Raw genomic sequence first — 13,559 nt, forward strand, 5'->3', positions numbered from 1 at the left:
CGACCCGCGCGACGTTGTCCCGCAGCACCCGCACGGCGGCACGGTCGGACTCCACGAACAACGCGTCCGCCGCGCCCCGGGACAGCGCCTCCAGCCCCAGTGCCCCGGACCCGGCGTAGAGGTCGAGCACCCGCGCGCCCCGCAGGTCACCGGCGGCGTCCAGGGCGTTGAACAGCGCCTCGCGCACCCGTTCCGAGGTGGGCCTGGTCCCCTTCGACGGCACCGAGAGCGTCCGGCCCCCGGCCCGCCCCGCCACGATCCTGGTCACCGGCTCATGGTCCCAGCAACCCCGCCGCCTCCCGGCGGGACATGGTCGGAGCAGCGCCACCGTCTCGCGTAAAGTCGTCCTTCCCCCTTCTTCAGGCGATGGAGCGTTCAGGAGCGCCGAGTGTCGGAACCCAAGCGGGTCGAGATCGCCGTCGAGCAGGCACACGTGGACAGGGTCTACGCCAGGCTCGCGGAACTGCGTGACCAGGCGGAGTCGATGCGCGACAAGGGCTACGAAATCGGCCGGGGCGCACAGAACGAGGCCGTGTTCGAGCAGGCGTCGATGTTGTTCGAGCGGGACATGATGGTCTCGCACGCGAACCAGACGCTGCAGACCCTGGACGCCGAGTACGAGGGTCTGGTGTTCGGCAGGCTCGACCACACCTCCGCCGAAGCCGTCCACGTGGGCAGGCTCGGCATCCGCGACGCGGAGTTCAACAACCTGGTCACCGACTGGCGGGCGCCCGCCGCCGCACCGTTCTACCAGGCCACGGCCACCGACCCCGGGGACGTCGTCCGGCGCCGGGTGATCCGGTGCTCCGGGCGGTCGGTGCTCGACCTCGACGACGACGTGCTGATGCCCGCCTCGGTGCCGGAGGACATGACCGTCGTCGGCGAGGGCGCACTGATGGCCGCGCTCGGGCGCGCACGCGGCGACACGATGCGCGACATCGTCGCCACCATCCAGAAGGAGCAGGACGAGGTCATCCGGGCGCCCTGGCGCGGAGTGACCGAGATCACCGGCGGGCCGGGCACCGGCAAGACGGCCGTGGCACTGCACCGGGCGGCGTACCTGCTCTACCGGTACCGGCGGCAGCTCGGCGGTGCCGGGGTGCTTGTCGTCGGCCCGTCGGGGGCGTTCACCACCTACATCTCCCGGGTGTTGCCGTCGATGGGCGAGACCAGCGTCGAACTGCGGTCGCTCGGGCAGGTGCTCGACGGGATCGAGGCCACCGTCCACGACCCGGCCCCGCTGGCGGCGGTCAAGGGTTCGCTGCGGATGCGCAAGGTGCTCGCCAAGGCGGTCCGCGAGGCCCCGCCCGAGGCGCCGACCGAGATGCGCATCGTCTACCGGGGTGAGGTGCTCAAGCTCGACGCGAAGGAGCTCGGCCGGGTGCGGCGGAAGCTGCACCAGAGCACCCAGCCGCCGAACCCGTCGCGGGTGCGCGCGGCGGAGGCACTGCTGGCGGCGCTGGCCGACAAGGCCGAAGAGTACGCCCGGGCCGACGGCCGCACCGTCGACCGGGAGGAGCTGATCACCCGGCTCGGCGAGCGGATCGACTTCCACCGGTTCCTCGTCGAGTGGTGGCCGGTGCTGTACCCGGCGCGGATGCTGCGCCTGCTCGGCGACCGGCGGCGGTTGAGCAGGTCGGCGAAGAACGTGCTCACCGCCGACGAGATCACCCGGCTCGCCGACTCGCTCGCGGATACCACCCGCGAGTGGACGGTGGCCGACATCGCGCTGCTGGACGAGCTGCGCGTGCTGGTCGGGCCGCCGCCGAAGCGCCGCAGGCACCGGGAGACGGTGCAGCTCGACGCGGCACCGGAGCGGGACTCCTCCCCCACTCCCGGACGGCACCGCCCGGAGCACTACGACGAGTATTCGCACATCGTGGTGGACGAGGCACAGGATCTGTCGCCGATGCAGTGGCGCATGGTCGGCAGGCGGGGCACGCACGCGAGCTGGACCGTCGTCGGCGATCCGGTGCAGAGCTCGTGGCCGGACCCGGAGGAGGCACGGCAGGCGCGCGACCGTGCGTTCGGGCCGCGCACCCCGCGCAGGCGGTTCACGTTGCGGACGAACTACCGGAACTCGGCCGAGATCTTCGAACTCGGCGCCCGGGTGGTCGCCGGGCAGGCCGAGCCGAACGACCTGCCCCGTGCGGTCCGGGAGACCGGGGCCGAGCCGCAGATCCGGCGGGTCGACGACGGCACCCGTGCGGGTGAGGTGCGTGCGGCGGCCAAGGAGCTGCTGGACGCGGTCGAGGGCACCGTGGGTGTGGTCTGCGCGATGGATCGGGTGGACGAGGTCGGCGGGTGGCTCGCCGACGACCCCGACGACCGCGTGCGGGTGCTGGGCAGCCTCGACGCGAAGGGGCTGGAGTACGACGCCGTGGTGCTGGTGGAGCCGACCGAGCTGGTCACGGAGTCGACGACCGGACCGCGGGTGCTCTACGTGGCCTTGACCCGGGCCACCCAGCGACTCGTGGTGCTCGCCTCGGACGACGGGTGGCTTCCGGAGTCCGGACACGAGCGGTGACATCGGGAACGTTCCCATCGGCCGAACGGGCACACAAAACCACCCGAAAGGGTTACGATGCGGCCGTGTCCAGCGACGTGGGAGCGACGGCAGACATCGTGGCGAACGACCACGGGACCATCGAACGCGCCTTGGCCGTGCACCGGCTGCTCAACGCGCAGCGCCCCGAACCCACGGCACCGCTGCCGACTCTGCGGCACATCCCGTTGCCGGACGTCGAACCACCCCGTGACCGGCTGGTGGCCACGCTGGCCCGACGGCGCTCGCACTACGACTTCTCCCCCCGGCCCGTGGCGTTGACCACGGTGAGCGCGCTGCTGCGGTTCTCGGTGGGCGTGCAGCGGTTCGTCCCCGCCTACGGTGTGGAGGAGTACCCGCTCGGGATGGCACCGAGTGCGGGCGGTCTGGACATCCTCCGGGCCTACGTCCTCGTCCAGCGGGTGGAGGGGCTCCATCCGGGCGTGTACCGCTACGAGGCGATCTCCCACGAACTGGTGGAGCTGTCCGACGACGACCCGGCCGCCGCGTTGCGCGGGGTGTACCTGCAGGAGGAGTTCGGCGCCTCGGCGGTGACGATCGCGCTGACGGCGCGGCTGGACGTGGCCTTCGACCGGTACCCCCTGCGGCACTACCGCACCCTGCACGTGGACTCCGGCGTCGCGGTGCAGAACCTCTCCCTGGTGGGCACCGCCCTCGGCCTCGCCTCGTGCGCCGTGGCCGGCTTCGACGACGCGGCCCTGTCCACCCTCCTGGGCCTGCCCCACCAGGAGATCCCCACCATGCTGCTCGCCACCGGCCACCCCACCTGACCCGCCCGCCGCACCCCGGGGTGTTGCCGTGAAGGGCACTTTCCCCGCGTCACACGCCGTGAGGGGCACATTCCCTGCGTCCGGTGCAGGGAATGTGCCCCTCACGGCAACACCCGGGTGAGGCCCGCCGGTCAGTCGCTGTGGGCGGCGTGCCAGTGGTCGGCGAGTTGTTCGCCCTGGTCGGGGGTGAAGTTGGCGGGGGTGTAGAAGCCGCCGGTCGTGGTGGTGGCGTCGTGCAGCACCAGGCTGTTCGCGCCCTCCGGGGAGGGCAGGCCGAGCTGGGAGTCCACCGCGGAGTCGAGCGCCCCGAACAGGCCGCACCCCTCGGCACCGGGCACGGCGAACGAGTCGTCGACCTGATCGGCCCCGGACAGGCCGATGTTGCTCATCACGCCGGTCGGATCGGTGGTGCCGTCCGGGGTGTAGCGGGTCAGCGCCAACGTCGGCTGCGCGGCGTTCGACGGCCGCAGCAGGATCGGGTCATCGTCCGAGCCGATGTAGCAGTTCCCGCCGAGCAGCGGGTTGTCCAGCTTGATCTTGATCGGCAGCGTGACGATGGGCTGTCCCGCCGACAGACCGGCGGTCAGGCTGAAGTCGCGGGGGTCACCGGCGGGTTCCACGGTGGCGGTCACCGCGTTGAGGCTGCTGTCGGCGGCCTTCTCGCACAGCGGTGTGAGGATCGGGATGTCGCTCGGACACATGAGGTTGAGCAGCCCGCCCGGCACCTGCACCGGATCCGCCTCGATCCCGGTGCCCGCGGGCGAGACGGTCGTGTAGTTCACCCCGTCCCCGAGGAGTCCGAACTGGAGGTCCGTGCCCGCCGTCGGCACGGTCTTCTCGCCGATCGTCATCGTCCCGGACTCGGACGACGACGCCAGGCACAGCGCCGCGAGCTCGTCGCCGTCGGCGTCCAGCATCGCCGGGTCGTCCACCGGGCACCGGTCGAACGGCGCCCAGTTCCCGGCCAGGTCCGACGCGGTCGGCCCACCGGCACTCTCCTCCGCCGCGGCGGGAACGGCCGCGACCGTCCCCGCCGCGAGGGTGAGCATCGCGGTGACGGCGAGGGTGTTCCTCCGCCACGTACGCCCGCCGCCCGGTCCGCTCCGGCGGGGTCTCGTCTCAGTCATCGTGCTTCTCCTGATTCGTCGGTACCACAGTCGTCGTTCAGCGTTCCAATTCGGGAACGGCCGGTGGGCATCCGTTCCCGCGGGTGATCTCGCAGATCCGCCCCTGGGTCATCTTCACGTAGTTTCCGGGGCCCGAGATCAGTCCGGTCATCAACGGATCGAGATCCTCCCCGACCCCGCATCCGGAAAATGCCGGAATCTCGACGTAACCGTCCAGGGTCCCCCCGGCGTCCACGGCGTAATTGTCCGGATAATCGGCCGTCAACTCGACGGGGAACGGTTCCTCGGTCCGGCAGTCGGGGCCGACATCGAGCGGCGTCCCATTGACGGTCACGTCGTCCAGCCGGGCGGACATCGCCCCGACGGCCACCACCGAGCCGTCGAAGGACCCGGTGATCTGGAATCGTACGTCGATGACCATCTCGCCCACCTGGGACAACTCGACCGTCGCCGAACTCGGCATGAAGTCGAACGCGTGGAACGAGTTCCTGGTCGGCGGGAGTCCGTTCTCCCCCTGATGTCTCAGTTCGGCCTGGGTGGTCTGACACCACCAGTACCACTCGGAACCGTCGCCGCACGGGAGCGGATTCGGGACGGAAAGATTGATGATTCCGGGATCGATCCGCGCGGCGGAATCCAACTTCGCGATGTTGGTGTAACCACCGAGCGACGCGCACCAGGGTGTCCCCGGCTCCGGCAGAACCTCACAGTCCTCGGGCACCTCCTGTGTCGCGGCCCGTGTCCGTGCGGGACCGTCACGCTGCGCACCCCGCTCCCCGTCGGGGTCCGGATCCCCGGGATCGCCCGGCGTCACCGTGCCGTCCCCGGCGACCGTGAGCGTCCCGATGCGGGTCTCCTGGTCGGGGGCGGGAACACAGTCGAAGGCCGGGATCGCCGGCACACCGCCGTCCGGATCGTCCGTCGCGGCGGGAGCGGCCCCGCCACCCGCACCGTCGACGTCCTCCGTCCCGGAGCCGGTACCCGGTTGCGGCGTCGGGCCGGCGTCCCCGGTGCCGTCCCCGGGGGATACGTCCCCGGGGGATCCGTCCCCGGAGGACCCGTCCCCGGGACCACCGGTGTCCCCGTCACCACCGTCACCGTCCCCGGAACCGGGGTCGGCTCCCTGTGGTGGCGCGGTGAGCAGGAGATTCAGCCGGTCGGCGGAGAGGACCATTTCCCCGGCCGCGGTGGGCGTGATCTCCGGCGCCTCGCCGGTGGCGGTGAGCGTCAGTGGCGCGCCCCGCGGGAGCGGGGTGACCGGGATCCGCAGTTCGGCGGACGGGACGATCCGGGGCTCGGACCCGGTCGGATCACCGGCCCCCGCGACGGCGACATCGAGCATGGCCCGACCGAGGACCTCCGACGCCCCGCCGTCGGCCAGTGCGCCCACGACCGGTTCCGGCAGGGCCATCTCCACGGTCATGCCGGCCGCTCCGACCGGTGTCGACACCTCGGCGGACTCCGGAAGCGACAGGCCAACCCGGACACGGATCTCCCGCTGTGCGGAGTCCGTCTCGCACCGGTAGCGCAGTTCCGCGGTCTCGTGCGCGGTGCCGTCGGCGGCCCCGCGACCGGTGTCGTCTCCGCCGGACGCGGCCGGTGCACCGACCGCGACCGCCACCAACGCCGCGCCGAGCAGGGCGATCGGAGCGGACCGGCGGCGTGCGGAGCGCCAGTTCAGTGTCATGTCGTCTCTTCCGTTCGGGTGAGGATCCGCGTCTCGCGGCAACGACGGCCGGGCACGGTGATCCGGGGACATCCCCGCGCGCCACGCACGATCGGTCCGGCCGGGGAACGGCCTCCCCGGCCGGACCGATCAGCACGCACCGGGTGTCCCGGCAGGATCACCCTGAGCGGGTCACTGCAGGACGACGTCCTGCCCCGGTGTCACCGTGTACTCCGCCTCGAAGGTCACGGTGTCGCCCTCGCTGATGAACCCGAAGCAGTTGGCCGACGGGTCCACCTCGGTCACCGTCAACTCGTGGCCCGACCCGGCGTCCGGGGACGGTGCCAGCGTGTCGGTGGCGTTGTCGTACGTGCCGGGCGCCTCGCCCTCCACGGTCGCGTCGCATCCCGTGCCGGTGAGGTTGGCGGTGATGCCACCGATGTAGCCGGTGGTGACACCGTTGGACCACGACTCGCCGTTGATGGTCCACTCCAGGTTCTCCGGAATGACCTCGAACGTCAGGCCCAGCGGGCCGGAGCAGTTCGTCCAGCTGATCGCGTCGATCGTGCCGATCTGGGCCGGCGTGCCGGACGCGCTGCCGACCAGCGACCCGCTCGCCTCGGACGAGGCGCAGTCGAGGGTGACGCCGTTGGCGGTGTTGGTCAGCACCGTCGTGCCGGACGCGGCCGTGTAGTCCCCGCCCGGGTCGACGGTCCACTCGGCCTGCTGGGCCGAGGCGGACAGGGCGGTGAAGCCGAGAGTGAGCGCCGCTGCGGCGCCCGTAGCGACGATGCCGGTGATGCGCCTACGCATTGCTTTTCCTCCGAACATTGTGTGGGCAGTGAGCAAGCGGTGCGGACGTCGTGCCCGGTCCGCGGAAATCGGCCGATGTGCTTGCCGGCAGGAAACCTCCGCGTTACCTACCGCCGAGTACGGTAGCGACTCGTGACTGCGGCCACAACCATTGAAAAACCCCGGACCGCGGCTTTTTCCTCCATTCGGACGAGTGTTTGTCAGCTGGGCCGCAAACCGGACTTCGTTCTTGTACCAGGAGTCGCCCTCCCGCATCCACGACCACTCCCACCACGGGATTCGCGCCGGAATGCGCAACACGGCCGAACGGCCGCAACGAAAGTTGTCACGAACCGATGAAAAATCCACCGTAACCCGGTCCGGACCGCACCGTTGATTTCAGGACACGCCCTGTAGCGCAGGGTACCAACGACCGGAACGACAGTTTCATAAACACCGGGGGAAGCGATCACCGAGACGCCCCACGCCAGGCCCGCGCGGCGTGCGAAGAACGGCGAGCACGAATAGGAGAAGCAGTGGCCCACGACGTTGACGTCCGTCGCGGCGCGACAATTCCCGGAGCCGCGGCCGTGCGGCAGACCGGCAAACTCTACGCGCTCGCGCTCGACGTGCTCCGCTGCATTCCACGCAGGCCGTTCCAGTTCCGCGAGTTCGTTCAGCAGTTCTGGTTCATCGCCAGCGTGTCGATCCTGCCCACCGCACTCGTCGCGATTCCGTTCGGCGGGGTGATCGCCCTGCACGTCGGCTCGCTGACCACGCAGATCGGTGCGCAGTCGTTCACCGGGGCGGCCAGCGTGCTCGCCATCGTGCAGCAGGCCAGCCCGATCGTCACCGCGCTGCTCATCGCCGGCGCGGGCGGCTCGGCGATGTGCGCCGACCTGGGCTCGCGCACCATCCGCGAGGAGATCGACGCGATGGAGGTGCTCGGTGTCTCCCCGGTCCAGCGGCTGGTCGTGCCCCGGGTGCTCGCCGCGATGGGGGTCGCGGTGTTCCTCAACGGCATGGTCAGCGTCGTCGGCGTCTGCGGCGGCTACTTCTTCAACGTCGTGCTGCAGGACGGCACCCCCGGCGCCTACCTCGCCAGCTTCTCGGCCCTGGCCCAACTGCCCGACCTGTGGATCAGTGAGATCAAGGCACTGCTGTTCGGCTTCGTCGCCGGCGTCGTGGCCGCCTACCGCGGGCTCCACCCCTCGCCCGGGCCGAAGGGGGTGGGCGACGCGGTGAACCAGTCCGTCGTCATCACCTTCCTGCTCCTGTTTCTGATCAACTTCGTGCTCACGACCCTGTACCTGCAGATCGTGCCGCCGAAGGGGATGTGAGGCACATGGTCACCACGGCCCCGAGAAGCCCGGGACAGCGTGCCGCCGAGGTCGTCGACCGGCGACTGTCGTTCCTCGACACCCTCGGCGACGCGATCCTGTTCAGCCTGCGGGCCCTGCTGTGGATCCCGCGCGCGCTGCGCCGCTACACCCGCGAGATCGTCCGGCTGCTGGCCGAGGTCAGCTTCGGCAGCGGCGCGCTGGCCGTGATCGGCGGCACCGTGGGCGTCATGGTCGGCATGACGCTGTTCACCGGCATCGTGGTCGGCCTGCAGGGCTACACCGCGATGAACCAGGTGGGCACCGCGGCCTTCGCCGGGTTCATCTCCGCCTACTTCAACACCCGCGAGATCGCGCCGCTGGTGGCGGGCCTGGCGCTGTCGGCCACCGTCGGCTGCGGGTTCACCGCGCAGCTCGGCGCGATGCGGATCTCCGAGGAGATCGACGCGCTGGAGACGATGGGCATCCCGAGCGTGCCCTACCTCGTCACCACGCGGATCATCGCCGGCTTCTGCGCGGTGATCCCGCTCTACGCGGTGGGCCTGCTGACCTCCTACCTGGCCTCCCGACAGATCACGGTGTGGTTCTACGGCCAGTCGGAGGGCACCTACGACCACTACTTCGAGCTGTTCCTCCCCCCGGAGGACGTGCTCTGGTCGTTCGGCAAGGTGCTGATCTTCAGTGTGGTGGTGGTGCTCACCCACTGCTACTACGGCTTCCGCGCGAGCGGAGGCCCGGCGGGCGTCGGGGTCGCGGTGGGGCGCGCGGTGCGTACCGCCATCGTCGCCGTCGCGCTGCTCGACTTCTTCGCCAGCCTCGGGATCTGGGGCGCCACGACGACGGTGCGGGTGGCCGGATGAGACAACGATGGATACGCAAGCTCGGGGTGCGCCTGGCGGGCGTGGTGTTCCTGCTCGTGCTCGCCCTGCTGGTGACACTGTCGGTGAAGGTGTACAACTCCGACTTCGCCGAGGACGTGGCGGTGACCCTGCGCACCGACCACGTCGGCAACCAGTTGCGCCGCGACTCCGACGTCAAGGCGCGCGGTGTGCTGGTCGGTGAGGTGCGCGGCATCGAGGCAACCGACGACGGCGCCGAGATCGATCTCGCACTCGACCCGGACAGCATCCCCCGGTTGCCCACCGACGTCACCGCCCTGCTCGTGCCGAAGACGCTGTTCGGCGAGCGCTACGTACAGCTGTCCATCCCCGAGGACTCCACCGGGACGCCGTTGTCCGAGGGCGACGTCATCGCGCAGGACCGCTCGGCGAACGCGATCGAGCTGGAGCGGGTCTTCGACGATCTGCTGCCGGTGCTGCGGGCGGTACAGCCGCAGAAACTGGCGAGCACCCTCAGCGCCGCGGCGACGGCGCTTCAGGGCCGGGGGGAACAGATCGGCGACACCCTCACCGTGGCGGCCGACTATCTGGAGGAGTTCAACCCGAACCTGCCCCGGCTGCACGAGAACATCCGCGACCTGGCCGAGGTCAGCGAGGTCTACGGCGACATCGCCCCGGACGTGCTGGACGCGCTGACGGACACGGCCACCACGATGGACACCGTCGTCGACCGCGCCGACGACCTGCGCGGGCTCTACGACCGGGTGACCACGACCGCCACCGACGTGCGGACGTTCCTGCGGGAGAACCGGGACAACCTCATCGGCCTGACGACCACCGCCAGGGCCCCGCTGGAGGTCGCCGCGGAGTACTCGCCGTCGTTCGCCTGCACACTCAAGGCGCTCGACGCGCTCAAGCCCGCGATGGACACGGTGCTCGGCGCGGGAACCGACCGGCCGGGGATCCACCTGGAGAGCACGATCGTCACCCGGGCCCGGGGTGCGTACGTGCCGGGACGCGACGACCCGTCGCACAGCGCCACGGACGGTCCGCGCTGCTACCCGAGCGGGCTGGCCCCCACCGAGGCGGGCAGTGTCCCGCCACCGGAGCCGGACTTCACCCATCCGTTGCTGTCCGCCGACACCGACGGCCTGGGTCTGCCGAACTCCCCCCAGGAACGGGAGCTGCTGTCCACCCTGCTCGCCGCCGACCTGAGCGTGTCGGACGGGGACGTGCCGCAGTGGAGCAGCGCCCTGGTCGGTCCGGTCTACCGGGGCACGGAGGTGACGCTCGAATGAGCCCGTCCGTCCGGCGTCGCGCACACGCACGAAGGGAGTGCCGACGATGAGGAAGATCGCCGCCCCACTGACCAAGGCACTGGTGTTCATCCTGGTCACCACGGTGGCGACCGCGGTGCTGGCGCTGTCGATCACCAACACCGCGGTCAGTGACCGGGCGCACTACAGCGCCCGGTTCACCGACGCCACGTCGGTGGCCGAGGGCGACGACGTGCGCATCGCCGGGGTCCGGGTCGGCCAGGTCGAGGAGCTGGAGATCGTGGACCGGCACCTCGCACTCGTGCACTTCTCGGTACGGAAGTACCGGGACCTGCCCGCCGACGTCACCGCCACACTGCGCTACCGCAACATGATCGGGCAGCGTTACCTCGCCCTGGAACGCGGGGAGGAGCCCAGTACGGAGACCCTGCCGCCGGGGGCGGAGATCCCGATCGAGCGCACCACCCCCGCACTGGACATGACGGAGCTGTTCAACGGGTTCCGCCCACTGTTCGAGGCGCTGGCACCCGAGGACGTGAACCGACTCTCCGGCGAGATCATCCAGGTGCTGCAGGGGGAGAGCGGCACGGTGGAGAGCCTGCTCGAACACACCGGGTCGCTGACCCGGACGATCGCCGACCGGGACCGGGTGATCGGTGAGGTCATCACCAATCTGAACTCGGTGCTGGACACCATCAACAACGAGGGTGACGCACTGTCCAATCTGGTCACCACGGTCCGGCAGCTCGTCAGCGGACTCGCCGAGGACCGCGCCGTGATCGGCGAGTCGATCGAGGGCCTGTCCGCCCTGACCACCGCCACCGCGGGCCTGTTCACCGACGCCCGCGCCCCGCTCAAGGACAGCATCGCCGGCCTGCGGGAGGTCTCGGGCCACCTCGCCGCGGGATCCGGTGAGCTCGAACGGTTCCTGACCATGACCCCACGCAAGCTCACCGAACTGGGCCGCGTGGCCTCCTACGGCAGCTGGTTGAACTTCTACCTGTGTGAGGGCCTGTTGCTCACCGATCCGCCGACCGGCACGCGCCCGGACCCGGTTCCCGCGAGGTGCACCCGATGACGTCGTTCGCCGAACGCAATCCGTTCACGCTGGGCGTGGTGGGCACCGTGGTGCTCGCCGCGGTGGTGACGGCCACGTTCCACTCCGAGGATCTGCCGATCGTGGGCACCGGCGCCACGTACCGGGCGGAGTTCGCCGAGGCGGCCGGACTGCGGCCGGACAACGAGGTCCGGGTGGCCGGGATCAAGGTCGGTGAGGTCACCGACGTGGACCTGACCACCGACCGGGTGCTGGTGTCGTTCTCCGTGTCGGACGCCTGGGTGGGTGACCGCACCTCCGCCGAAATCAAGATCAAGACCCTGATGGGCCAGAAGTTCCTGGCGTTGCACCCGGTCGGGGACACCGTCCTGGACCCGGCGACGCCGATCCCGCTGGAACGGACCACGACGCCGTACGACGTGACCGAGGCCTTCGAACGCCTGGCCGACACCGCCGGGGCGATCGACACCGACCGGCTCGCGGAGAGCTTCCGCACCCTCTCGCGGAACCTGGACGGCACCGAGAACCACGTGCGGTCCGCACTCGACGGCCTGAGCGCCCTGTCGACGACGATCGCCTCCCGCGACGACCAGCTGGCCGATCTGCTCGACGGCGCCCGCACCATCGCGGGCACGCTGGCCGACACCAGCGACGAGTTCGACCGGCTCATCGACGACGGCAACCTGCTGCTCACCGAGCTGAACACCCGGCGCGGGGCGATCAGCGACCTGCTCACCGGGACGCGGCGGCTCGCCGAGCAGATCTCCGGGCTGGTCGCCGACAACCGCGAACAGCTCGCCCCCGCGCTGGAGCAGCTGGGCACCGTCACCGACATCCTGCAGGCCCACACCGACGAACTCGACCGCACCCTGGAACTCGCGGGCCCCTACTTCCGGGTCGTGAACAACACTCTGGGCAACGGCCGGTGGCTGGACACCTACCTGTGCGGGCTCGTCGAACAGAACCGGAATCCGTGCCGTGCGCCCGCGCCCGGGGGTGACCAATGATCAGAACTCGTCTCGGACGCCGCCTCGCCCGGGCGGCCTGCCTGGCCCTCGTCCTCGGTGTCGCCCTCGCGGGCGTGTTGTGGTGGATCTTCACGGGAGACGGCGACAAACGGGTCACCGTCCACTTCGACCGCGCCGTGGGCGTGTATCCGGGGTCGGACGTGCGGGTGCTCGGTGTGCCGGTGGGCGAGGTCGAGTCGGTCACCCCGTCCGGCGAGCGGGTACGCGCGGTGCTCCGCGTCGCGAACGACGCCCCGGTCGCGGCGGGGACCGGGGCGGCGGTGATCTCCCCGAGCGTGGTCGCCGATCGCTACGTCCAACTCACCGACCTCGCCGGTGACGGGCCCCGGCTGGCGGACGGGTCCGTGATCCCACGGGACCGCACGGCCGTGCCGGTGGAGCTGGACGAGCTCTACGGCAGCATGAACGACCTCGTCACCGCCCTCGGCCCGGAGGGCGCCAACTCCGAGGGGGCGTTGTCGGACCTGCTCGACTCCGGTGCCGACGCGCTGGAGGGCAACGGCCGGGCCTTCGCGGACAGCGTGCGCGACTTCGCCGACATGGCCCGCACCCTCGCCGACTCGGACGAGGACCTGTTCGGCACGGTGGAGCAGCTGCGCGACTTCACGGCCATGCTCGCGGGCAACGACGACCGGGTGCGCGAGGCCACCGAGCAGCTGTCCGAGGTGTGGCGCACGCTCTCGGCCGACCGGGACGAACTGGGTGCCGCCCTGGACACCCTCGGTACCGCGCTGGCCGATGTCCAGGACTTCGTCGCCGACCACCGCGCCGCGTTGACCGACAACGTGAACAAACTGGCGCGGACGACCCAGCTGCTGGTGGATCGCCGGGCGTCGGTGGCCGAGGCACTGGACACCATGCCCACGGCGGTGCAGAACGCCTACCACGCCTACGACCCGGACAGCGGCACCCTCCAGGGCCGCGTGAACCTGCTCGAATACACCGACGACCTGCCGTTGCCGGTCATCACGGGAGGCGGTAACTGATGGCCGCGAGGAATCCGGACACCGGCCCCGGGCACGCCCGGGGGCACCGGGGTGCGGCACCGCCGCGGACCCGAACCACGGTCGTCGCCGTGCTCGCCGCGCTCGGCGTCG

The 13,559-nt window shown here is 70.7% G+C and carries 12 protein-coding genes; 8 read left to right on the plus strand and 4 right to left on the minus strand.

Going from position 1 to position 13,559, the window contains the following annotated elements:
* Positions 1-268, minus strand: a 268-nt coding sequence (locus SACHA_RS22555) for an RsmD family RNA methyltransferase (protein ID WP_198010162.1), incomplete at its 3' end; no start/stop codon positions are given.
* Positions 269-388: 120 nt separating this feature from the next.
* On the opposite strand from SACHA_RS22555, the gene SACHA_RS0115830 reads away from it, so the two are divergent.
* Both SACHA_RS0115830 and SACHA_RS0115835 read left to right on the plus strand, forming a co-directional pair.
* Positions 389-2,527 carry a HelD family protein gene (locus SACHA_RS0115830; RefSeq protein WP_019811291.1) on the plus strand — a complete coding sequence of 713 codons (2,139 nt, stop codon included), beginning with the start codon at positions 389-391 and terminating at the stop codon, positions 2,525-2,527.
* Positions 2,528-2,592: 65 nt separating this feature from the next.
* A complete protein-coding gene (locus SACHA_RS0115835; RefSeq protein WP_019811294.1) occupies positions 2,593-3,336 on the plus strand; it encodes a SagB family peptide dehydrogenase in 744 nt (247 codons plus the stop codon).
* Positions 3,337-3,467: 131 nt separating this feature from the next.
* Here SACHA_RS0115835 and SACHA_RS0115840 read toward each other — a convergent pair whose 3' ends face one another.
* The 3 genes from SACHA_RS0115840 to SACHA_RS0115850 all read right to left on the minus strand — a co-directional run bounded on the left by SACHA_RS0115840 (position 3,468) and on the right by SACHA_RS0115850 (position 6,942).
* Positions 3,468-4,463 carry a hypothetical protein gene (locus tag SACHA_RS0115840; RefSeq protein ID WP_028663250.1) on the minus strand — a complete coding sequence of 332 codons (996 nt, stop codon included), beginning with the start codon at positions 4,461-4,463 and terminating at the stop codon, positions 3,468-3,470.
* Between the two features lie 37 nt (positions 4,464-4,500).
* On the minus strand, positions 4,501-6,150 hold the full coding sequence (locus tag SACHA_RS0115845; RefSeq protein WP_019811297.1) for a DUF6801 domain-containing protein: 1,650 nt from the start codon (positions 6,148-6,150) through the stop codon (positions 4,501-4,503).
* A 171-nt stretch (positions 6,151-6,321) separates the two neighbouring features.
* Positions 6,322-6,942, minus strand: coding sequence for a hypothetical protein (locus SACHA_RS0115850; protein WP_019811299.1), 621 nt, complete (start codon positions 6,940-6,942; stop codon positions 6,322-6,324).
* A gap of 515 nt (positions 6,943-7,457) precedes the next feature.
* Between SACHA_RS0115850 and SACHA_RS0115855 the strand changes: the two genes are divergently transcribed.
* Genes SACHA_RS0115855 through SACHA_RS0115880 form a run of 6 tightly spaced genes read left to right on the plus strand, consistent with a single transcriptional unit; the run spans position 7,458 to position 13,448 of the window.
* A complete protein-coding gene (locus SACHA_RS0115855; RefSeq protein ID WP_028663251.1) occupies positions 7,458-8,261 on the plus strand; it encodes an MlaE family ABC transporter permease in 804 nt (267 codons plus the stop codon).
* A 5-nt stretch (positions 8,262-8,266) separates the two neighbouring features.
* Positions 8,267-9,121: an MlaE family ABC transporter permease gene (locus SACHA_RS0115860; protein WP_019811303.1), complete on the plus strand. Its 855-nt coding sequence runs from the start codon at positions 8,267-8,269 to the stop codon at positions 9,119-9,121.
* Entirely contained in the window at positions 9,118-10,398 is a 1,281-nt protein-coding gene (locus SACHA_RS0115865) for an MCE family protein (RefSeq protein WP_028663252.1), read from the plus strand. Before SACHA_RS0115860 ends, SACHA_RS0115865 begins: the two co-directional genes overlap by 4 nt.
* A gap of 46 nt (positions 10,399-10,444) precedes the next feature.
* Positions 10,445-11,455 (plus strand): MCE family protein, encoded by a 1,011-nt coding sequence (locus SACHA_RS0115870; RefSeq protein WP_020628643.1) that lies wholly within the window; start codon positions 10,445-10,447, stop codon positions 11,453-11,455.
* Positions 11,452-12,441: an MCE family protein gene (locus SACHA_RS0115875; RefSeq protein ID WP_019811309.1), complete on the plus strand. Its 990-nt coding sequence runs from the start codon at positions 11,452-11,454 to the stop codon at positions 12,439-12,441. The genes SACHA_RS0115870 and SACHA_RS0115875 overlap by 4 nt, the downstream gene beginning before the upstream one ends.
* A complete protein-coding gene (locus tag SACHA_RS0115880; protein ID WP_019811315.1) occupies positions 12,438-13,448 on the plus strand; it encodes an MCE family protein in 1,011 nt (336 codons plus the stop codon). Before SACHA_RS0115875 ends, SACHA_RS0115880 begins: the two co-directional genes overlap by 4 nt.
* Positions 13,449-13,559 lie beyond the last annotated feature (111 nt).

The organism is Saccharomonospora halophila 8, from assembly GCF_000383775.1.
GTDB lineage: Bacteria > Actinomycetota > Actinomycetes > Mycobacteriales > Pseudonocardiaceae > Saccharomonospora > Saccharomonospora halophila.